The sequence below is a fragment of the Seohaeicola sp. genome, from assembly GCF_048006315.1.
GTDB lineage: Bacteria > Pseudomonadota > Alphaproteobacteria > Rhodobacterales > Rhodobacteraceae > Seohaeicola.
The window spans coordinates 2,116,896-2,137,500 of sequence record NZ_CP180350.1; the positions used below are offsets into that span (position 1 = coordinate 2,116,896).

A 20,605-nucleotide genomic window follows, 5' to 3' on the forward strand; every position below is an offset into this window, starting at 1 on the left:
TCGAACGAAAACACTCAGGGCTCGAAACGTTTCAGATAGGCTTCAATTTCTCCAACCAAGCCCTGATCAACCCCTGCCTTTACGCGCAATTCACCCAGAGCGTCCTGCGCTTTCGCCAAGCCCGTCCATTCCATGTCCGGCGCATTGGGCGCAGACCAACGGTCACGAAGCCAGGCATCGAATTGGCCGCGCTCTTCCGGGGAGAGCAGCTCTGGCGCATGGGATGCGACAAGGCGTCGGCCCAGCTGGCGCAGACGCGCGTCTGTGAGGGTCGCGGTAATCTCCTGACGCCGCTGCCAGTCCGTGCGCTGGAACTCGGTCAGCAGGGCTTTGTCTGCGTGGCTGTAGAACCCGCCGAAGATCTGCTTTTCAACTGAGGGCGGTGGGGCTTCCGGATCCTGCGGGAAGCGCGCGGCCAGCGCCTTGCCCACGCGGCTTCTGAAATCGGGCGACTGCGCGATGACCTCTGCGCGTTGGATATGCACGGGGCTTGGGGCGGGCACAGCGAGAAGCGCGGGCGACTTGTTGATGGCGAGAGAGCGGATGATCTTCGGCGTTGCGTCCACCGCGGCAAAGATCGTGGCATCGTCGGCGGCCAGCACGTCAGCCGGATCGGCAGCATCCAGATCAAAAAATGCGGCCTGACTAGTGTTGCTGGCTGACGTGCCGCAGAAGCAGCCGATCGTGGCGCGGGGCGGGCCACCGCCAAAACGCTCGACCAGCGCCATGGGCTGAAAGCTGGCAAGCCGGGTCTGCACGGCAGCTTTGTCGCGGTTGGAGAGGATCTCTGCCCAAAGCTCGGGCGCGCGCTGTGCGATCAGGCGCGCAAGATGGATGGTCGCTTCAACATCGCCAAGCGCATCATGGGCGTTGTGGGCGATGAAGCCGTTCTGTGGGGCCAAAAGGTCTAGCTTGAAGCGCACGCGGCCTGTTTCGTCGACTGGCCATTTGAGCAAATCAGGCTGGCGGTACCAGACCGCATAGAGCGATGTCAGCACATCAAGGCGCGTGTTGCCATTGAACTGGGTCGCAAAAATATCTGGCTGCAAGGTCTGGTAAAAGGCCTGGCGCAGCATTTCCTCGTCGAAATGGATGCTGTTGAACCCGGTCCAGGTGCTGGGCGACCAGCGTTCGATCAAGGCCGCGATCTCTTGGGTGAACTCAAAGAGGCTCGGCAGGCTGGGATCAAGGAGTTGCGCTGGGCGCAGGCCGGTGACTGCAAGCGCCCAAGGCGACGGAATGATGTGCGGTGCGATCCGGCAGCGCAGATTGACCCGCTCGATTTCCCTGAATGCGTCATCCGTCAGAATGGCCGCGAATTGCAGGGGCTGGTCGAAGGCGGGCGAGATGCCGGTGGTTTCAAGATCATAAAACGCAAATGTCATGAACGCAGCTTAGCGCACCGCGTGTTAACCGTCATCCGTCAAACACAGGGAACTGCCGGGCAAGCGATCATGGTTGCAGTCGAGTCTGGTTGCGGCACAAGGTAAAGAGGCACAATTACTAGGCCCAGTTCTTTGATTCGACTGCAACAACGCCCATTTTTTGGTTTCCTCGCTGATCCCCTCAGCAGGTCCGCTCGCGTCCTAGAGCTGGATGGAGATCACATTCGGGTCACACGACGCGGCCAGGTTACCACCATGCCGTTACAGTCGATGGCGGGCGCAGCTTCTCTTCGAAAGGGGATGCTCGGAACCGCATTGATCATTCGCTCGGGAGAACTTGGCGCTGTAGTGCTGAAGGGTGCGGGTCACCAAGAAGCCCAAGAATTTTCGGCGCAGGTCACAGTAGCGTGGACCCGCTTCAATCTCGCGGCCCTCGATAAGGAGGCCGCGCGACTAGATCGGATGCTCACCGAGGTGCTGTCGCTGGCGGCACCTTCCCGATACCCTGCCGCGTGTCGGATTGCACCCCTGCTGGATGATGCCCGTGATCTGGAGGCGTCGCTCCTTTCGAAGCTGAATATTGAGGCCATCGGTGTCGAGGCCGTTGCGCGTATTGCGCCCGTTCGGAAGTTCGCAGCCGACCCGCGAACAGCACGCGCCAATGGCATTGCCACCTTTGTCACCGCGGAACTGGACCGATGGAAGGATTTCTTTGACACCATCGAAAGCATGCCGCTGACGCCGGAACAGCGCCTTTCGGTTGTTGTCGACGAGGATGCAACGCTGGTTCTTGCCGGGGCAGGATCCGGCAAGACCAGTGTCATCACCGCCAAGGCCGCATACCTTGTCAAGGCGGGCATCCGCCAGCCGGAGGAAATCCTGCTTCTGGCCTTCGCGAAGAATGCGGCGGAGGAAATGTCGGAACGGGTCGAGGCCCGATCCGGCGTGCCCATCGTCGCGCGGACCTTCCACGCGATTGCCTACGACATCATCGGGATCGTCGAAGGGTCCAAGCCCGCCTTGGCAGATCATGCCACCGACGACATGGCCTTTAGCAACCTGATCAAGCAGATACTGAAGGACCTAGTCTACCGCCTGTCAGAGGTGTCGAAGGCGATCATCCAGTTCTTTGCGCATTTCCTGGTCGAGCCCAAGACGGAATGGGACTTCAAGACCAAGCATGACTTCTACACCCACATGGAGAGCCAAGACCTGCGGACGCTGCAGGGCGAGAAGGTCAAGAGTTACGAGGAACTCCAGATCGCCAACTGGCTTTATGAAAACGGCGTCGACTACGAATACGAGCCCCTCTACGAACACAAGGTTTCCGAGATCGGCAGGCGCGATTACCAGCCCGATTTCCGCCTGACCGAAAGCGGCATCTACATCGAGCATTTCGGAGTGCGACGCGAGAAGGCGCGGGATGGGAGCGAAAGGCTGGTCACGGCGCCCTTCGTGGATCGTGACGAATACCTAGCGGGCATGGACTGGAAGCGGAAGGTCCACGCCGAGCATCAGACCACCCTGATCGAGACCTACAGCTATGAACGACAGGAGGGCCGCCTGCTGACCGGCCTCGCCGAAAAGCTGGCGCCGCATGTCACCCTGAACCCCCGGCCAGTCGACACCATCTATGACCGGATCGTCGAGTTAAAGCAGGTCGATGACTTTTCCAAGCTGCTCGGAACCTTCCTGCGCAAGTTCAAGAGCGGCGGTTACAGCTTGCAGGACTGCGAGACCAAGTCCGACCGAATGAAGCTTGGCAAACGCGCCCGGGCGTTCCTCGATGTATTCGCGCCGGTCTTCGAGGAATATCAGAAGCGTCTGGAGGGCCGGATCGACTTCGAGGACATGATCTTGCGTGCCGCGCGCTATGCGGAGGAAGGCCGCTATGTCAGCCCGTTCCGCCATATTCTCGTCGACGAGTTCCAGGACATCTCGCAAAGCCGCGCAAGGCTGGTGAAGGCGCTGAAGGCCCAGCATCCGGATGTGCGCATCTTTGCCGTGGGTGACGACTGGCAATCAATCTTCCGCTTCGCCGGATCCGACATCCACCTGATGCGCCATTTCGGGCGGGAGTTCGGGGGGGCTTCGATGGCGAGACTGGCGTGCAAAGAACCGTCGATCTCGGCCGCACCTTCCGGTCGGTCGACCAGATCGCCTTTGCCGCCCGAACCTTCGTTCTGCGGAACCCCGCCCAGATCGACAAAAAGATCGTCCCGGCCGGAACCGCCACAGAACCGGCGATCAGGGTCGTCTCTGTGTCCAAAGGTGAGGATGAAGCGAAGCTGAACGACCTGCTTGCCGCCCTGTCTGCCGCCGCGGCGCTCGAGGCCAAGCCCGCGACGGTACTGCTCCTCGGCCGCTATCGTTTCAACGAACCGGACATGCCGGGTCTGCGGCGCCGCTTCCCGCGGCTGAAGATCGACTTCAAGACGATCCATGCCTCGAAGGGGCTTGAGTCCGACCACGTCGTCCTGCTGAACGCCGACAGCGGGCGCATGGGGTTCCCGTCAGAGATTGTCGACGACCCGCTCCTGTCGCTGGTTTCGCGGGAGGAGGAGGCGTTCCAGAACGCAGAGGAGCGGCGCGTCATGTATGTGGCGATGACGCGGGCCCGCCATACCCTGACGATCCTTGCCTCGAACGCCCGACCGTCGTCCTTTGTGACCGAGCTTCGGAAAGACCCCGCCTACGGAATATCGACAGCCCCCGGAGCTGAACCCGAGGCTCACGTCTGCGGCGAATGCGGCGGGCGATTGCTGGGCGTGACCGGGCAGGATGGCCGCATCTGGTATCGCTGCGAGCATGTGCAACATTGCGGAAACCTGCTGCCCGCTTGCCCATCCTGCGGCACGGCCTTGCCACGCCTTGCCGAGGGGACGAGCGAGGTTAGATGTTCCTGCGGTGTCAACTACCCGACGTGCCCAGACTGCGAAGATGGCTGGCTTGTCGAACGCAGCGGCAGTTTTGGCAAGTTTCTTGGTTGCGTCCGCTATCCGACATGTACCGGAAAAGCGAAGATTTCAAAAGGCGAGGTGCAGACCACGACGAAGCCACCTCGGCGGAAAAGAGAGTAAACCGCCCAACAGCTCCTGCATGATGCAGTTGCAGCAATGCGATGCTTCGCACAGACCGCTTCTGGCAACTTACGCTGAGGACTGAATTCAACCTACCCGGTCGATCTCGGCCCAAAGCTGCCGTTCGTTTGTAGCGAGATGAGGAGGCGCGGCTTCTCGAAAGCCGTCTAGCCAAGTGTGCCAACATGTATGCGGCCCCTGTTTTTAGCCTAAAGGTTTTCTACTCGTCATCCTTAAGGCCGCTTGAACGATTGCATCGATGGAAATGCCAAAGTGTTCAAATAATTTCTCAGATTGATCGGAAGCGCCGAAGCCGTGCATGCCGATGAAATGGTCGTCCTCTCGTAGCCAGCGTTCCCAGCCAAACTGCATGGCAGCTTCAATGCCAATACGGGGCGCTGTCCCTATGACCTTTCTCCGATAGTCTGCCTCCTGCGCCGAGAAAAGCTCCCAACATGGCATCGACACCACGGCAGCGCTGAGGCCTTTCGCGGCAAGCGCCTGTCGCGCGGCGACAGCAAGGCCAACTTCCGTGCCGGTTGCCAACAATGTGACATCGCGCGCTCCGTCCGTTTCATGCAAGACATAAGCACCGCGTGCAGTGAGATTGTCCTCGCTGGTTCTACGCACCTGCATGGCCGCCTGTCGGGACAATGCAAACAAACTTGGGCCGTCTGTGGCCTCCATCGCGAGTGCCCACGCTTCGGCGGTTTCGACGGCGTCGGCTGGGCGGAACACTTTTATGTTCGGCATGGCGCGGAAACTGGCGAGAATCTCGACCGGTTGATGTGTCGGTCCATTGCTGCCAACGCCGATACTGTCATGACTGAAGACAAATAGCGCGGGAAGACCCATTACTGCGGCCATGCGCATGGCTGGCCTCTCGTAGTCGGCGAAGGCAAGGTAAGTGACATTCACAGGCCGCAATCCGCCGTGCGCGGCGATCCCGTCGCACATTGCCCCCATCAGGTGTTCGCGCACGCCGCAATGGACATAACTTCCTGACCGGTCGGATGCTGTGAACGCGGTGCGGCTGCGCTTGTGATTGGTTGGTGCCTCAAGATCGGCGCAAAGAACGATTGTATCTGGCAGTGTCTGGGACAGCGCGTCGCAGATTTCACCAGAGGACTGGATCGTCGGGCGCGGGTCCGTGATCGCTGCCTGATGGGCGGTGATAGCCTGAACTGTGGCGTTCCAGTCGTTTGGCAATACGCTTTGGGCCCATTGGTTGAACGCCATAGCCAACGGATGACCATTAAGCCGCGACTGCCACGCCGCATGTTCTTGCGATCCGCGTGACATGGATGCGGCCCAGTCATGGCGCACATTGTCTGGCAGCTCAAAAGGCGCATGGTGCCAATCCAGCAAGGCACGGGCTTCGCGCGCATCGGCTTCGGTCAAGGGTTCGCTATGGCCGCCGCGCTGGCCTTGCAGACGCGGAATGCCGCGTGCAATCACAGTGCGGCAGGCGATAAGCGTGGGCCTTGGATCGGCCTTTGCGGCGTCCATGGCGGCTGAGATTGCTTCGATGTCGTGGCCATCGACTTCTTCGACATGCCAATGCGCGGCGCGGAAGCGCGCGGGCACATCCTCGCTGATCGAAAGGCCCGTATCGCCGTCGTCGGTGATGTGGTTGTCGTCCCAAAGGAACGTCAGCTTGCCCAGCCGTAGGTGACCGGCAAGCGAGATTGCCTCTTGTCCAACGCCCTCTTGCAGACAACCATCTCCAACGAACACCCATGTGCGGTGATCGACAAGGTCGGCGCCGAATTGCACGGCCAGCCGCGCCTCGGCCACCGCCATTCCAACACTGCACGCGATCCCTTGGCCAAGCAGACCGGTCGTAAGTTCGATACCCGCCTCTTGCTCGATTTCGGGGTGCCCCGCGCAAACCGATTCCAGCTTGCGGAACGACTTTAACGCGTCAGTGGTTATGTGCGCGTAACCGGCCAGATGCAGCAGCGAATATAGCAACATTGACCCGTGCCCGTTCGAGAGAACGACACGGTCCCGATCCGGCCACAGCGGGTTCTTCGGGTCAACCTTGAGGTGGCGGGCGTAAAGGGTCGCCGCGATTTCCGCCATGCCCAAAGGCACACCCTGATGGCCTTCGCGTGCGTTCAGGATTGAATCAAGGGCAAGGAAACGGATGGCGTTGGCCATGGAGTGTATATCGGTCATCTCATGCACTCTTATTTATAGGATTTCACGGATCCGACGGATCGCTTTGCGGATGTTGTCAGCCGAATTAGCGTAGGAAAACCGCAGGTATCCTTCGCCAAAGCTGCCGAAAGAGGTGCCTGCCACTGTTGCCACGCCTGCCTGATCCAAGATACGATCCTGCGCCTGACGCGCGGTCAGGCCCGTGCCTTCAATATTGGCAAACGCGTAAAATGCGCCGCCGGGGTCCGTACAACGCACGCCGGGCAGGCTGTTCAATTCCGCGACGATCAATTTTCGCCGCGCATCGAAGGCCACCATCATATCGGCCACGGCATCTTGGGGGCCGGTCAGCGCGGCAATGCCCGCATATTGCGTGGCGGCGTTTACGCAGGAATGGTCATTGATCGCGAGCTTCGTGGCTGGCCCCACAGCGTCATCCGGCCAAACCGCAAAGCCAAGCCGCCAGCCAGTCATGGCGTAGGTTTTCGACCAGCCGTCCAGCACAATCAGTCGGTCGCGGATTTCGGGATATTGGAGCAGCGAGACATGCTCGCGCCCTTCATAAAGCATCTGACTGTAAATCTCGTCCGACAGCACGGCCACATGCGGATGGTCGGCCAATCCGGCAACGAACTTGTCGATCTCGGCACGGGGCGTCACGCTACCTGTCGGGTTTGCCGGGCTGTTGATGATGATAAGCCGCGTGCGTGGTGTGATCTGGGCGAGAACGGCCTCGGCGGAAAAAGCGAAACCTTTGCTTTCTTCCAGTGCGATCGGGACAGGCGTGGCACCGGAATAGCGGATCACGCTTTCATAAATCGGGAAACCAGGGTTGGGATACATGATCTCGACGCCAGGCTGGCCGAACATCAGAACGGCGAAAAACATCGTCGGCTTGCCACCGGGGACGACGACCACGTTGTCGGGGTTTACTTCCACACCGTGCCGTCTGTTCAGATCGGCGGCGACGGCCTCGCGTAATGCGGGGATGCCGTTCGCGGGTGTATATCCGTGATGGCCGTCGCGCAGCGCTTTGATCCCCGCCTCGACGATATGGTCGGGCGTCTGGAAATCGGGTTGACCGATGCCAAGGTTAATAATGTCGCGCCCCTGCGCGGCAAGCACCTGCGCGCGCGCCAAGACCGTAAAGGCCGATTCGGTTCCAAGACGCGACAAGCTATCCGCAAAGATCATCTGCGACATGAATAATTCCTCCCTCAGGCATCTGTCGCGCGCGGCTGTTCTGCGCGCCATATCAACCGAGTCCTAACCGATGATGGCTGCGTTAGTTGTTAAGATTTGCTAACAATGTTTTTCAGTTTTGATACGATACGGCGCGAATTTGAGCCGTTACCGTTTGGGCATGTCGTCAACTCGGGAGGAGAATATGACAGCTGAAACGCCATCCGGCGCATTCTCAAACGTGTCCTTGGAGATGCGGGCGTGGAACATTCGCCGCAAAGCGCTGTTGATGGGCGAAGTGCAGGGGCAGGGTTACATCGGTCAGGCGCTTGGCGTCGCGGATGTGCTTGCGACCTCCTATTTTCACGCGATGGATCACCGTCCCGAAGACCCGGAATGGGAAGGGCGTGACCGTTTCTTACTTTCAATCGGTCACTATGCGATCGCGCTCTACGCTGCCCTGATGGAAGCCGGTATTCTACCTGAAGACGAGCTTGAGACTTACGGCATGGACGATTCTCGCATGCCGATGTCCGGCATGGCGTCTTACACACCTGGAATGGAGATTACCGGCGGATCGCTTGGGCACGGGCTCGGAATCGCAGTCGGCATGGCCATGGGGCTAAAGCGCAAGAATAATCCGGCTTTTGTCTACAACTTGATGTCTGATGGTGAATTGGGCGAAGGTTCTACTTGGGAAGCGGTGATGTCCGCCGTCCAATGGAAACTCGATAACCTGATCTGCATTGTTGATTTCAACAACCAGCAAGCCGATGGCCCAACGCGCGAGGCGCTTGCCGTTGGTGCGGAAGCCCCGAAATGGGAAGCGTTCGGGTGGTTTGCACAAGAAGTTGACGGCAATGATCTGAACGCCTTGGTCGCGGCTTTTGATGCAGCACGCAACCTTGATGAGGCAAAGCCGCGCGTCATCATCTGCAACACGACCATGTGCAAAGGCGTCGATTTTCTCGAGGCCCGCGAGATAACTCACTTCGTCCGCGTCGAGGCAGATGAATGGTCCAAGGCAATCGCAAAGCTGGAAGAAGGAAAGCCACAATGACCCTCGCTTCGATGGCCCGCAAATATGAGCCGCGCCGCGTCGCGGAAACCAAAGTCGCTACATCCGCAATGATCGCCTCACTGGCGGCAGAAGGCTATGAAACCGAAAACGCGCCCTTTGGTCACGCGCTGGTGGATCTTGCCAAAAAGGACAAGCGGATTGTCGGTCTTTCTGCGGACCTCTCAAAATACACCGACCTGCATATCTTTGCCAAAGAGCTGCCTGATCGCTTTAACCAGATGGGCATGGCGGAACAGCTGCTGTTCTCTGCCGCATCCGGATTGGCGCGCGAAGGGTTCATCCCGTTCGCGACCACCTATGCTGTCTTTGCATCGCGCCGCGCCTACGATTTCATCGCGATGGCAATTGCCGAAGAAAACCTGCCAGTCAAGATTGCCTGCGCTTTGCCAGGGTTGACGACCGGCTATGGACCAAGCCATCAAGCGACCGAGGATCTTGCGATTTTCCGGGGCCTGCCGAATATGGTTCTGATTGATCCCTGCGATGCGGCCGATGTTGCGGGCATGGTGCCAGCGATGGTTGCACATGATGGTCCGGTTTATGCACGCCTCTTGCGTGGCAAGGTGCCGTCAGTGCTGCGCAAGCACAAGCCAGACTACAAATTTGAATTGGGCAAGGCCCATATGATCCGTGAAGGCCGCGATGTGTTGGTGATTTCGACAGGGATCATGACGATGCGCGCACTGGATGCCGCCGTGAAACTGGCAGACGACAATATTGACGTCGCTGTGTTGCACGTCCCCACGATCAAGCCTTTGGACGTTGAAACGATCCGCCGCGAGGCCGCAAAACAAGGCCGCCTTGTCGTGACGGCAGAAAACCACACGGTCAACGGCGGTCTTGGCGAAGCAGTGGCGAGCACATTGCTCACCGCAGGGATCGCGCCGCAGTTCCGCATGATCGGGCTGCCTGATGAATTCTTGGAGGCGGGCGCGCTGCCGACACTGCACGAAATGTATGGCCTCTCGGTGGGGAAAGTCGCCGAGCAGATCAAAAGCTGGCTTTAGGTCATTATTTTAAACGAGAGGAGAATAGGCGATGGGCCTACTTGACGGAAAAATCGCGATCATCACCGGTGGGGCAAGTCCGCGCGGTCTTGGCAAAGCTACGGCAAAGCTGTTTGCTGAACACGGTGCCACAATTGTCATCATGGACCTTGATGCAGATCAGGCCGTAGCGGCAGCCGCCGACTTGCCCGGCGAAGGGCATATTGGGCTGGCTGGAAATGTCATCGACAAAGCGTCCTGTGACGCTGTTGCCAAGGCGACGCTGGACCAGTTCGGGCGCGTGGACATTCTAGTGAATAATGCAGGCATTACTCAGCCGCTGAAACTGATGGAAATCCGGCCAGAAAATTATGATGCTGTCACCGACGTGAACTTGCGCGGCACGCTTTACATGAGCCAAGCAGTCATTCCCGCCATGCGTGTGCAGAAATCCGGGTCTATCGTAAACCTTTCGTCGGTTTCCGCGCAGCGCGGCGGCGGCATTTTCGGCGGCCCGCATTATTCGGCCGCCAAAGCCGGTATTCTGGGTCTGACCAAGGCGATGGCCCGCGAACTGGCGCCCGACAATGTGCGCTCGAACGCGATCTGTCCCGGCTTCATTGCTACGGACATCACCGCAGGCAAACTGACGCCTGAGATGCAGAAATCTGTACTCGACGGTATCCCGATGGGCCGCGCAGGCGAAGCATCGGACGTGGCGGGCTGCGCGCTGTTTCTTGCCTCGGATCTATCGGCCTACTGCACAGGCACCGAGGTGGATGTAAACGGCGGCTCGCTCATTCACTAAACCAAAGAAGGCCCCTATCACCAAGGGGGCCTACCGACTATCTTCAAAAGGGAGGAAACCATCATGAAGATCAATGTATTGGCCATTTTGGCCGCAACGACCGTACTTGCAGGTCAGGCGCAAGCGGAAGACGTCATTTTCGCGCACGGTGCCAACCCGGGCAACCCGCGCTATGTCGCAGCCGAAAAGTGGGCAGAGCTGTTTGGCGCATGCACAGGCGGCGCACACACAGTAAACCACGCGCCATCCGCAACTATGGGTAACGACGTGGAAATGCTGACCTCTGCCACTGCAGGCGTTATTCAGGTCTCGGCCAACAGCCAAGGCGCCATGAGCCAGATCGTGCCTGAAATCGGCCTTTTGGGTTTGCCGTTCCTATTCAAAGACCTGCCAACCGCTTGGGAAATCCTTGACGGCGAAGTTGGCGATATGATTGACGCACGCGCACAAAACGCGGGCCTTAAGGTTCTTGGTTTTTGGGACAACGGCATCCGCAATGTTACTCACACGTCGAAAAGCATGTCGGAGCCCGCTGATCTTGCCGGTATGAAAATCCGCACACCACCGGATCAGATGACCGTCGATATCTTCGAAGCACTCGGCGCGTCACCTGCACCACTGGCATGGTCCGAACTGCCGACCGCACTGCAATCGGGGGTGTTTGATGGCCAGGAAAACCCGCTGGTGAACATCTACTCAGCCAAGCTGCACGAGATTACACCATACGTCACCTTGACTGGTCACAAATACGAATCCACCCCTGTGGTTGCGGGGCTGGCATGGTGGTCAGGTCTGGATGAAGCCACGCAAAACTGTGCGCTTGAAGCCACGGCACAGGCAGGCGAAATCCAGCGCGGCTTGGTTCAGGCAAGCGACGACGAACTGCGCCCAGTTATGGAAGCAGAAGGCGCAATCTTCGCCGAGGCGGACAAAGCCGCCTACCAAGCAGCAACTGCATCGGTCTATGACAAATACGCCGAGCAGTATCCTGAGTTGGTTGCAGCCCTTAAGAACGCGGCAGGCCTCTGATGTCTGAGGGGGCTCAACTGCAGCCCGATGTGGACAACGGGAAGGGGCGTTCGCGCCCCTTCCTGACCGCCGCAACGGGGGTGATTTCAGCACTGGAATGGAGCGGAAAGATCATTGCTTTTGTAATGCTTTCATTCACTTTCCTGACGCTTCTTGTGAATGTCATCCTGCGCTATACCACTGGGTCCGGGGTTGCATGGGCCTATGAAGTTCACGCTTTGACACTGCCGTGGCTTGTTGCCGGTGGCATTGTCATCGCCGCCGCACGCGCCAGAAATATTGCGATCTCGTTGTTGCCGGACTTGATTACTTCCCAGCTTCAGCGGGTTCTGATGGTTGGGGTGCATATCATTATCGCAGTGATCGCGGTCAACGTCCTGCTATCCAGCGAGCCGATCCTGAAGGCATCCAAGTTCCAAACATTGTCGACGCTCGGCATTAAACAGGTCTGGGGCTACTCAAGCCTTGTCTACGCCTTTGCCAGCATGGCGGTGATTGCCGCCATTAGCGCGGTGCATGTCATATTTGTAGCTCCTGAGAAAAGCGACCCTGAACATTCAAGTTTGAGCTAAGGAGACACCATGGCTGCCCCAATGATCTGGATTTTTTTCGTTTTGTTGACACTGTCCGTGCCTGTGGCCCATGCCATGCTTGGTGGTGTTGCTGCCGCACTTTGGCTAGATGGGAAGCCCTTGGCCGTCATCGCGCAGCGTCTTTACACACCGACGCAAAGTTTCCCGATGCTGGCCATCCCGTTCTTTATTCTGGCGGGCAACCTGATGATGTCGGGTAAGTTCGGGGTGTACCTCGTAAACGTGGCACGACTTCTTGTCGGGAACATGCGTGGGGGCATGGGTCAAGTATCTATCCTCGGGTCGGTGATGTTCGGCGGCGTGTCAGGGTCCGCCGTAGCAGATGCATCCGCACTCGGTAACGCGTTGATCCCTGTGCAACAAAAAGAAGGCTACCCGGGTGGCTTTGCCGCCGCGATCAACTCTGCCTCTTCGACCGTTTCGGTTCTAATCCCGCCTTCAATTCCGCTGATCCTTTACGGTCTGGTGTCAAACGTATCGATTGTAGACCTGTTCGTCGCTGGCATCCTGCCCGGCCTGATGCTGGGGCTGGGGATGTTCGCGACCGTCTGGTTGGTCGCGCTCCACAAGAAACTGCCACGTTCACCGCTGCCGGGTGGATTCAAGGAATTCCGCGGCCAGCTTCTGATTGCATTGCCGGCCATGCTGATGCCAGTTTTTATCATCGGCACCCTTCGTTTCGGAATTGCAACGCCGACCGAGGTTTCGGTTTTGGCCGTAGCTTATGCGTTATTGATATCCGGTGCAGTCTATCGTGATCTGTCGTTCAAAGGCATCTGGGACGCAAGCGTAGATACGGCCATGATGACCGGCGCCGTCATGTTCATCATCATGGCATCCTCCACAATCCAGTGGGTCCTGACCGCCGAGCGGGTGCCACAAGAATTGGCGCAGTGGGTTGCAGAGACCATCAAGGAACCTTGGATGATCATCTTGGCATTGAATGTCGTGATGCTGATCGTGGGTGCTTTCCTTGATTTGCCAGCGGCTGTGCTTTTGCTTGGGCCACTTTTTGTGACCATCGGCAATTCAATCGGCATGGATCCCGTTCAGCTTGGCCTCATGATGGTCGTGAACCTGTCAATCGGGCTTTATACACCGCCGGTCGGCACCACGCTCTTTATATCCGCCGCCATTGCACGCGTCGGGATCGGCGAGATAGTCAAGGCGTTGGTGCCATTTTACCTGGTCGCATTGATCGTCCTGTTCGCAATTTCGTACATACCGGCGCTGACGATCTACTAAAGGCAGATCACAACGCCCAAGGCGCGACGTCGTTCATTTCCAGCTCCACTGCGGGCCGGAAATGACAGCCTGCGGTGGTCAGCAAGTCGCGTGTGCGCTCTTCGTGTTCGGTTGCTTCATCGACCACCCATTGCGCAAACCGTTTTACGATCCGACGGTTCAAATGGCGCGGCGGGCAGACAATCCAATATGCCGCAAAATGGATCACCGGGAGGAGTGGTGTAAACGGCACCAATTCGCCGCGCTCAAGCTCGCCCCTGCACAGGACCGCGCTATCCAATGCAATTCCTCCTCCCTGCTTGGCCATCTCGATTGACATGGATGACCGGTCAAAGCGAAAAGGATAGGCGATCTCGGGCAGCTCGATATGATTGGCGGCAAGCCAGATATCCCAGCGGCAAAGCGTCTTGACGCTGTCGATCAGGCGGGCGTGTTTCAGTTGCTCGACCGGATCATCGCTCAGGCTTTGCAGCCGTGCCAGATATTCGGGGTTGCACATCGGCAGCGACATATCGTTTATGACCGGCTCAACGGTCAAGCCAGACCAGTTCCCCACACCATATCTTAGATCAAGATCAACCGCTTCAGTGTCAAAGGCGCTGTAGTCAGGCGTCGCATCAACGCGGATGTTCCAGTCCGGGTTCTGCTCTGCGAATGCAGCGATACGCGGCCCGAGCCATCGAACGCCAAAACTCGGACTGACCCTTATAGTCAGACTCCGCATATCCCGTTGACGACCGATGGCGCCGCTTGCGTTCCTGAGAGCCCTGAAAGCCTGCGTCGTTGTCTGAAACAGCCGATCACCGTCCAATGTGAGGATCAAACGTTGCTTTTCGCGGCGAAACAATTTGACCCCCAATTGGGTCTCAAGCGACGTCAACTGCTGACTTACCGCAGATGGTGACACGCCAAGTTCATGGGCAGCCTTTGTCACTGTCCCCAATCTGGCGACGGCTTCGAAATATTCGGTGGCTTTAAGGTTAATGTCCCGCATGAACGAACAATAGCCTTGAGTTGGCGCAAGTGCCATCAGTTACTGACGCAGGCGCGTGCCCAAGAAACGTTGGGCGTCTCGGTCTGCGTTGCGTGAACCCGCCGAGCTACTGATTTCTCTTGCATGGCGGATTTGTCCGAAAGTCGTCATTGGCACAGTATTGACCATGGGTGGCGTGGCACCGGTATAGCAGGTCGGGTCGTTCAGCCCTGCAGCCCCTGCGGAGAGTTTGCAGGACTTGGTTCGGCGCATGTCCGCAATCCGCAGCCCGTGCCGATGCCAACCTGATCGCGCTCTGTTTTTCGCTCTTGCAGCGAACGGCAACAAAGTCCCGCAAAGTGGACCTCTGTGCAAACCGCAGCGAAGGTCTGCATTCCGCCCTCCACGTCGATGGCGCAACACATGCTGCGGTCGGCCCGAACGTCTGCACTGCGGTTGAGCCGGAAATGCTACTGGACCAATATCGGCTTGAGCATGGCATCGGTGTCCAGTTTCAGCACACTGCGCCAGAGCGGGGTCTTGAAGACATGGCACACAAGCTTGCCCGGGCTGAGCTCGCGGGTCTCAACCAGAAGCCCTGCCCATTCCAGAGGCAGAAGAACGCAACATGAGAACGCGGCCATCTCGCGCCAGCCGGCCGTGTGCCAATCTTTCGGCTCACCGTAAAAGGCTTCGAACAAGGCGGCCTCGGTCGTGCCGTGGTCGGCTTCGACATTGATGACGTTCATCCAGACATCCCACTTGCCGAAGGGGCGATCATCGAACCGCGCATAGGAGGCGTGATCGATGCGCAGGACGAAGTGTGGGATCAGTTCGGCGAACAGGCGGCCTGGGGACTGCGACAGCTCAGCGCCCCGCTTGGTCAACCGGAATTCACCCTTATAGTGCCGCCCCAGCCGGAGAGAGATCAGCAGATAATGCAGCACCTCGAGGGGCGGGAATTCGTATTCGTTGATGACCTTGTTGTAGCGGAACATCTCTTCTGCGCTTTTGCCCGGCCAGTCGAAGTGCTCGACGGCCCAATGGACGAAGACCCGTTTGAACGCCTTGGTCTTGGTCAGGCCAATGGAGCCGTGTTCGTGCGCGTATTGCAGGGTCAAGAGTGCTGCGCACAACATGGGCGAATGCGCGAGGTCGTGATGGTCATCATGGAGTTGTCGGAATTCGATCATGGCCCTTCATGGCACGAGCTGAACGTCGCTGCCAAGCGCACCGAGAGGGCTGCTCTGCGGGCGGCGAACTTAGAGGTGGTTCGGTTTGTCTGAACAGGTTCCGGGGGTTTCGTAAGTGGATTCCCGCCTTGGTTACGCTGCCACCAATACCGGTGTCAGCGGGTTGAAGTAAGCCTGATCCGGGGTTTTGCCGTCAAGCGATGAATGTGGGCGTCGCCCGTTGTAGAAGCCGATGTAGCGCCCGATCGATGCGCGTGCCTCCGGGACGTTGGCATAGGCGTGCAGGTAGACCTCCTCATATTTGATAGTTCTCCATAGCCGCTCGACGAAGACATTGTCGCGCCAGGCCCCTTTTCCGTCCATCCTGATCTTGATCTCCCGGCTCGCCAGCACCTTGATGAACTCGGTCGAGGTGAACTGGCTGCCCTGATCGGTGTTGAAGATGTCGGGCTTGCCGTGACGGGCCAGTGCTTCTTCTAAAGCTTCTATCAAAAGTCTGCCTCCAGCGTGATCGACACTCGCCAGGACAGCACCCGGCGGGTAAACCAATCCATCACGGCAGCCAGATAGATAAAGCCACGGGCCATGGGAATATAGGTAATGTCCATTGCCCAGACCTGATTGGGCCGCGTCACGGGCAGCTTTCGAAGCAGATAGGGGTATATCTTGTGTCCAGGCGCCGGTTTCGAGGTGTTCGGTTTGCGATAGAGTGCCTCGATCCCCATGCGCTTCATCAGTGTGGCGACATGCAATCGCCCCACCTTGAACCGCTCCTGCACCAGCAAACCCTGCAGCATCCGGCTGCCCGCAAAGGGGAATGCCGTGTGCAGCTTGTCGATCCGGTGCATCAGTTTCAGATCAGCATCCGACACCCGGCGGGGCTGGTAGTAGACGCTGCCCCGGCTGATCCCCAGCAGAATGGCCTGTCGGCTGATGCTCAGCTTTGCGCTGTTGTCGATCATCGTTTTGCGCTCGGAAACAGACCCGCCTTGCCGAGCACGCCGGACAAAAAATCGTTCTCCAGCGCCAACTCTCCGATCTTCGCATGCAACGTTTTCACATCGATGGCCGGTTCAGCTTCGGCTTTTGGCCCATCGCCAAATACCCCGGTCGCACCTTCGAGCAACTGGTCACGCCATTGCTTGATCTGGTTGGGGTGAACATCAAAGTCCTGCGCCAATTCGATCAGGGTCTTTTCACCTTTGATCGCGGCAACAGCCACTTTCGCTTTGAATGCCGGGCTGTGGTTCCGGCGTGGTCGTCTCGTCATGGGCATCTCCTCGCTCGCAGCATCATGCTACTGTTGCGCAGAAAATCCACTTATCCCGGCTGTTCAGATTTCCCGAACCACCTCTCTTGATCACGGGCAATTCGGCTCAACACCGGCGAATGTCACCGGCTATCGCTTGGCGCGGGTGACTCTCGATGATTACGACGGTCGTGCGGGGGTCGACTCGTCAAACGTTGACATGGCGTTGACATGGAATAAACGCGGAAAGCCCGACGGTTTACGTCGGGTTCTAACATGCTGATATGTTTTAAGTTTTTGGTTGCGGGAGTAGGATTTGAACCTACGACCTTCAGGTTATGAGCCTGACGAGCTACCGGGCTGCTCCATCCCGCGTTATATTGGGTATCGTTTAGAGAGATACGAATTGAGTTCCTTTCTAGGTTTGGCGGTGACCTACTCTCCCACGTCTTGAGACGCAGTACCATTGGCGCGACGGCGCTTAACGGCCGGGTTCGGAATGGATCCGGGTGTTTCGCTCGTGCTATGACCACCAAACCGAGGAAGGAACTCAACGATTGTCCAAGTCAGTACTCTGATTATGTGTATGCTTTTGATTTGTCAGTCTGTCTTTTACTGGATCAAATCAAGCCTATCGGGCAATTAGTACCAGTCAACTGAACGCATTGCTGCGCTTACATCTCTGGCCTATCGACGTGGTGGTCTACCACGGCCCTCAGGGATACCTTGTTTTGAGGGGGGCTTCCCGCTTAGATGCCTTCAGCGGTTATCCTGTCCGTTCATAGCTACCCAGCACTGCCGTTGGCACGACAACTGGTCCACCAGTGGAACGTTCACCCCGGTCCTCTCGTACTAGGGGCAACTCCTCTCAAGTATCCTACACCCACGGCAGATAGGGACCGAACTGTCTCACGACGTTCTAAACCCAGCTCACGTACCTCTTTAAATGGCGAACAGCCATACCCTTGGGACCTGCTCCAGCCCCAGGATGAGATGAGCCGACATCGAGGTGCCAAACACTGCCGTCGATATGGACTCTTGGGCAGTATCAGCCTGTTATCCCCGGCGTACCTTTTATCCGTTGAGCGATGGCCCTCCCACTTGGGACCACCGGATCACTATGGCCGTCTTTCGACTCTGCTCGACTTGTCAGTCTCGCAGTCAGGCTGGCTTCTGCCATTGCACTCAACGAGCGATTTCCGACCGCTCTGAGCCAACCTTCGCGCGCCTCCGTTACTCTTTAGGAGGCGACCGCCCCAGTCAAACTACCCACCACACAGGGTCCCGGATCCGGATAACGGACCGCGGTTAGACATCAAGCGAAGCAAGGGTGGTATCTCAAGGGAGGCTCCACAGAAACTGGCGTCTCTGCTTCAAAGCCTACCACCTATCCTGCACATGCTTGGCCTGATGCCAGTGTGAAGTTGTAGTAAAGGTGCACGGGGTCTTTCCGTCTAACCGCGGGAAGCCTGCATCTTGACAGGCAATTCAATTTCGCTGAGTCTATGTTGGAGACAGCGGGGAAGTCGTTACGCCATTCGTGCAGGTCGGAACTTACCCGACAAGGAATTTCGCTACCTTAGGACCGTTATAGTTACGGCCGCCGTTTACCGGGGCTTCAATTCAAAGCTCTCACCTCTCCTTTTAACCTTCCGGCACCGGGCAGGCGTCAGACCCTATACGTCGTCTTGCGACTTCGCAGAGCCCTGTGTTTTTAGTAAACAGTCGCCACCCCCTGGTTTGTGCCCCCAGCCTCTAGTTGCCTAGAAACCGGGCCTCCTTCTCGCGAACTTACGGAGGTATTTTGCCGAGTTCCTTCAACATAGTTCTCTCAAGCGCCTTGGTATTCTCTACCAGTCCACCTGTGTCGGTTTAGGGTACGATCTCATGGAGGGCTATTTCCAGGAACCGATCAGCGGCCCACCCAATCCGATAAGGGTGAACAACAGTCTCGATCCGTCACATCCTCCTGGCCCAGGAATATTAACCTGGTTCCCATCGACTACGCCTTTCGGCCTCGCCTTAGGGGTCGGCTTACCCTGCTCAGATTAGCTTTAAGCAGGAACCCTTGGACTTTCGGCGACAGGGTCTCTCACCCTGTTTGTCGCTACTCATGTCATCATTCTCACTAGTGATCTCTCCACCGGATCCCTCACAGGCCGGCTTCACAGAAAGTATCTTGTCCTCCAAGGCCCCCCGAGAGGGGCTAAAGAGGATAGATACTATGTCACACTACGCTCTGCTACCATGCCTTACGGCATCCTAAGCTTCGGCTCATGGCTTGAGCCCCGTTACATCTTCGCCGCAGGACAACTTATTTAGACCAGTGAGCTGTTACGCTATCTTTAAAGGATGGCTGCTTCTAAGCCAACCTCCTGGTTGTTTTGGTCGTCCCACCTGCTTTCCCACTTAGCCATGAATTGGGGGCCTTAGCTGTAGGTCAGGGTTGTTTCCCTCTTCACGACGGACGTTAGCATCCGCCGTGTGTCTGCCATCTAGTACTCCCGGGTATTCGGAGTTTGGTTAGGATCAGTAAGCCTGTGGGGCCCCATTACCCATCCAGTGCTCTACCCCCCGGGGTATTCGGATGACGCTCTACCTAAATAGATTTCGCAGAGAACCAGCTATCTCCGAGTTTGATTGGCCTTTCACCCCTAGGCACAACTCATCCCGACCTTTTTCAACAGGTGTGGGTTCGGACCTCCAGTTAGTGTTACCTAACCTTCATCCTGGTCATGCCTAGATCACTCGGTTTCGGGTCTGATCCCACGAACTCAACGCCCTATTAAGACTCGCTTTCGCTACGCCTACACCTAACGGCTTAAGCTTGCTCGTGAGACCAAGTCGATGACCCATTATACAAAAGGTACGCCGTCACAAGACTGGACACTAATGATAATCTTCTGCCTGCCCTACCGCTTCGCTGCGTGAGGGCTTCGCGCCGTCATTTCACGGGGATGGAGACTCGAAACTGTACGGTTTCAAGACCGGGGTTGCGACTGTCGAGCCCTGCGTTCGACCGATGGTCGACCGAGAGGCCCATCCGCACACCCTGGCGGTTCTCATATCCCAGTTCGATGCCAGACCGGAACTGGATGGATCCACCCAGGTCCACCTCGCCGCCCTGCAGGTAAATGCCGGGCATCGTGTGGAACTGCGCATACCATCTGCGGTTCGCGGTTGTGTATGTCGTTGTATTGCCAAGACCAATCCAGAACCCACCCTCGTTGGTGACTGATGCACCATAGGTGAGCTGGAAGGGGCCGCGTGCGGTTCCGGTCTGTTTGCGCAGGTAAATTTCTTCACCCACCACATCCTTCTGGAACACCACGTCGCCGGCAGAAGCGGCGACATAGCTTTGCGTTGCGTTCCTGGCCAGGCAACCTTCGTTCGGGCAGTGGTTCACGCCCATGTTGATCAGGCCCAGAACGAGCCCGACAACTGCAAAGGTGCCATCGGTAACAACGGCAAGATCTGACATGTCGGCTACTCCCGAGGACGGTAAAACTGACCGTCCGGGGTAGATTGTCATTAGAGTCCAGTCAAGCTCCGACTGATTGTAGGCGTTCGGTTTCAGGTACTGTTTCACTCCCCTCGTCGGGGTGCTTTTCACCTTTCCCTCACGGTACTGGTTCGCT

The 20,605-nt window shown here is 57.7% G+C and carries 11 protein-coding genes, 1 tRNA gene, 2 rRNA genes and 2 pseudogenes (1 of these 16 running past the window's edge); 7 read left to right on the forward strand and 9 right to left on the reverse strand.

Annotated elements, in window-relative coordinates; genetic code table 11:
• Positions 1 to 14 precede the first annotated feature (14 nt).
• Positions 15 to 1,385: an exonuclease domain-containing protein gene (locus tag ACMUJL_RS10730; RefSeq protein ID WP_375568342.1), complete on the reverse strand. Its 1,371-nt coding sequence runs from the start codon at positions 1,383 to 1,385 to the stop codon at positions 15 to 17.
• A 222-nt stretch (positions 1,386 to 1,607) separates the two neighbouring features.
• On the opposite strand from ACMUJL_RS10730, the pseudogene ACMUJL_RS10735 reads away from it, so the two are divergent.
• A pseudogene (locus tag ACMUJL_RS10735) lies at positions 1,608 to 4,465 on the forward strand (UvrD-helicase domain-containing protein).
• Between the two features lie 204 nt (positions 4,466 to 4,669).
• Here the strand turns inward: ACMUJL_RS10735 and tkt are convergent.
• Positions 4,670 to 6,646: a transketolase gene (tkt, locus tag ACMUJL_RS10740; RefSeq protein ID WP_375568338.1), complete on the reverse strand. Its 1,977-nt coding sequence runs from the start codon at positions 6,644 to 6,646 to the stop codon at positions 4,670 to 4,672.
• A gap of 15 nt (positions 6,647 to 6,661) precedes the next feature.
• Entirely contained in the window at positions 6,662 to 7,831 is a 1,170-nt protein-coding gene (locus ACMUJL_RS10745) for a pyridoxal phosphate-dependent aminotransferase (protein ID WP_375568336.1), read from the reverse strand.
• Positions 7,832 to 8,015: 184 nt separating this feature from the next.
• Between ACMUJL_RS10745 and ACMUJL_RS10750 the strand changes: the two genes are divergently transcribed.
• The 6 genes from ACMUJL_RS10750 (at position 8,016) to ACMUJL_RS10775 (ending at position 13,552) form a co-directional block, all read left to right on the forward strand.
• Positions 8,016 to 8,870 (forward strand): transketolase, encoded by an 855-nt coding sequence (locus ACMUJL_RS10750; protein WP_416914255.1) that lies wholly within the window; start codon positions 8,016 to 8,018, stop codon positions 8,868 to 8,870.
• Positions 8,867 to 9,898, forward strand: coding sequence for a transketolase family protein (locus tag ACMUJL_RS10755; protein ID WP_375568332.1), 1,032 nt, complete (start codon positions 8,867 to 8,869; stop codon positions 9,896 to 9,898). Before ACMUJL_RS10750 ends, ACMUJL_RS10755 begins: the two co-directional genes overlap by 4 nt.
• Before the next feature lie 31 nt (positions 9,899 to 9,929).
• Positions 9,930 to 10,685, forward strand: a complete 756-nt coding sequence (locus tag ACMUJL_RS10760) for an SDR family NAD(P)-dependent oxidoreductase (protein WP_375568330.1) — start codon at positions 9,930 to 9,932, stop codon at positions 10,683 to 10,685.
• A gap of 63 nt (positions 10,686 to 10,748) precedes the next feature.
• Positions 10,749 to 11,714, forward strand: coding sequence for a TRAP transporter substrate-binding protein (locus tag ACMUJL_RS10765; protein ID WP_375568328.1), 966 nt, complete (start codon positions 10,749 to 10,751; stop codon positions 11,712 to 11,714).
• Positions 11,714 to 12,286 (forward strand): TRAP transporter small permease, encoded by a 573-nt coding sequence (locus ACMUJL_RS10770; RefSeq protein WP_375568326.1) that lies wholly within the window; start codon positions 11,714 to 11,716, stop codon positions 12,284 to 12,286. Before ACMUJL_RS10765 ends, ACMUJL_RS10770 begins: the two co-directional genes overlap by 1 nt.
• A 9-nt stretch (positions 12,287 to 12,295) precedes the next feature.
• Positions 12,296 to 13,552 (forward strand): TRAP transporter large permease, encoded by a 1,257-nt coding sequence (locus tag ACMUJL_RS10775; RefSeq protein WP_375568325.1) that lies wholly within the window; start codon positions 12,296 to 12,298, stop codon positions 13,550 to 13,552.
• Between the two features lie 7 nt (positions 13,553 to 13,559).
• Here ACMUJL_RS10775 and ACMUJL_RS10780 read toward each other — a convergent pair whose 3' ends face one another.
• From ACMUJL_RS10780 to ACMUJL_RS10805, 6 genes and pseudogenes are all read right to left on the reverse strand, one after another.
• Positions 13,560 to 14,546 (reverse strand): LysR substrate-binding domain-containing protein, encoded by a 987-nt coding sequence (locus ACMUJL_RS10780; RefSeq protein ID WP_375568324.1) that lies wholly within the window; start codon positions 14,544 to 14,546, stop codon positions 13,560 to 13,562.
• A gap of 449 nt (positions 14,547 to 14,995) precedes the next feature.
• Positions 14,996 to 15,718 (reverse strand): hypothetical protein, encoded by a 723-nt coding sequence (locus tag ACMUJL_RS10785; protein WP_375568322.1) that lies wholly within the window; start codon positions 15,716 to 15,718, stop codon positions 14,996 to 14,998.
• 132 nt (positions 15,719 to 15,850) lie between these two features.
• A pseudogene (locus ACMUJL_RS10790) lies at positions 15,851 to 16,988 on the reverse strand (IS3 family transposase).
• Between the two features lie 277 nt (positions 16,989 to 17,265).
• Positions 17,266 to 17,342: transfer RNA gene (locus ACMUJL_RS10795), tRNA-Met, on the reverse strand.
• 47 nt (positions 17,343 to 17,389) lie between these two features.
• A 5S ribosomal RNA gene (gene rrf / locus ACMUJL_RS10800) occupies positions 17,390 to 17,504 on the reverse strand.
• Between the two features lie 84 nt (positions 17,505 to 17,588).
• Positions 17,589 to 20,605: ribosomal RNA gene (locus ACMUJL_RS10805) — 23S ribosomal RNA — on the reverse strand; it runs 472 nt beyond the window's last position.

Coding starts and splice junctions, on each gene's coding strand:
- ACMUJL_RS10730 (WP_375568342.1), bottom strand. CDS start 1,385: ATGACATTTGCGTTTTATGATCTTGAAACCACCGGCATCTCGCCCGCC.
- tkt (WP_375568338.1), bottom strand. CDS start 6,646: ATGACCGATATACACTCCATGGCCAACGCCATCCGTTTCCTTGCCCTT.
- ACMUJL_RS10745 (WP_375568336.1), bottom strand. CDS start 7,831: ATGTCGCAGATGATCTTTGCGGATAGCTTGTCGCGTCTTGGAACCGAA.
- ACMUJL_RS10750 (WP_416914255.1), top strand. CDS start 8,016: ATGACAGCTGAAACGCCATCCGGCGCATTCTCAAACGTGTCCTTGGAG.
- ACMUJL_RS10755 (WP_375568332.1), top strand. CDS start 8,867: ATGACCCTCGCTTCGATGGCCCGCAAATATGAGCCGCGCCGCGTCGCG.
- ACMUJL_RS10760 (WP_375568330.1), top strand. CDS start 9,930: ATGGGCCTACTTGACGGAAAAATCGCGATCATCACCGGTGGGGCAAGT.
- ACMUJL_RS10765 (WP_375568328.1), top strand. CDS start 10,749: ATGAAGATCAATGTATTGGCCATTTTGGCCGCAACGACCGTACTTGCA.
- ACMUJL_RS10770 (WP_375568326.1), top strand. CDS start 11,714: ATGTCTGAGGGGGCTCAACTGCAGCCCGATGTGGACAACGGGAAGGGG.
- ACMUJL_RS10775 (WP_375568325.1), top strand. CDS start 12,296: ATGGCTGCCCCAATGATCTGGATTTTTTTCGTTTTGTTGACACTGTCC.
- ACMUJL_RS10780 (WP_375568324.1), bottom strand. CDS start 14,546: ATGCGGGACATTAACCTTAAAGCCACCGAATATTTCGAAGCCGTCGCC.
- ACMUJL_RS10785 (WP_375568322.1), bottom strand. CDS start 15,718: ATGATCGAATTCCGACAACTCCATGATGACCATCACGACCTCGCGCAT.